The sequence below is a fragment of the Candidatus Termitispirillum reticulitermitis genome, from assembly GCF_054655775.1.
This window is the reverse complement of sequence record NZ_BAAIHG010000188.1, coordinates 1-808: the sequence shown is the minus strand read 5'-3', so window position 1 is coordinate 808 and position 808 is coordinate 1. Positions and strand designations below refer to the sequence as shown.

Below are 808 nucleotides of genomic sequence, written 5' to 3'. Positions count from 1 at the left end.
TCGCTAGCTCTGCTATTCGTTATGCTCATATATGAACTAACTAGCAAGGTGATTTGCAACTTAACTTTATGTCGCAAACTAATTGCCAGCGTGATATTGATAGCTTCACTTACTGGTTTTTTTAACAAATTAAAGCCTCAAGACATGTTCCCATATTCTAGGCATCACGATTATGCAAAGATTGCTGAACCATACAGAGACACGCCTATGATTAGCATAGGCAATGTAGACTTAAAAAGAATGGGAGCTATTATGATGAATTTACGCGAAACTGTTGCCGTATCTCCCAATAATATCTTGAGTTTCAATAAGGCACTAGAGCACGTAAAATATGATGACATTGTTATCATCCACTTTGCTGCTGGGGTTGAATACCAAAAACATACTATCTCAAAAATCATGACCACGAATGGTTGGACGAAACAGATTCCGTTCATAGATATGGGTAGTAGCTGGCTATTCTCTAGGTAATTGGAAATCATCTGGGGGATTTGCAAAATTCCCCCTTGACATACTAAAAATATTGATGTAACCTCCTGTTATGAATATGAATAGCATACTGCCACAGCCTGTTGGCTCAGCTAAATCAGCTAGCTATTACTTTTCTTTCTATTTTTGGGCTTAGCCCAAATATAATCTACACACGCCTACACACTAGGCTTTAATCTACAACTGGTTTTCGTTTTATACGTTTAATATGTATCAGTGCAGTGATTATGCCAGATAGTGCCCCTGCAATGAACGCTATAGATAGCGAAAATAGCGTTCCATAGTCAGCTGTAAGCATTGATGCTGCCACTACTGCACC

1 protein-coding gene is annotated in these 808 nt (G+C 38.6%); it reads left to right on the top strand.

Annotated features, from left to right (window positions below; all coding sequences use genetic code 11):
* On the top strand, positions 1 to 471 hold a 471-nt coding region (locus AC1MDJ_RS08185), incomplete at its 5' end, for a hypothetical protein (RefSeq protein WP_479690420.1).
* Positions 472 to 808 lie beyond the last annotated feature (337 nt).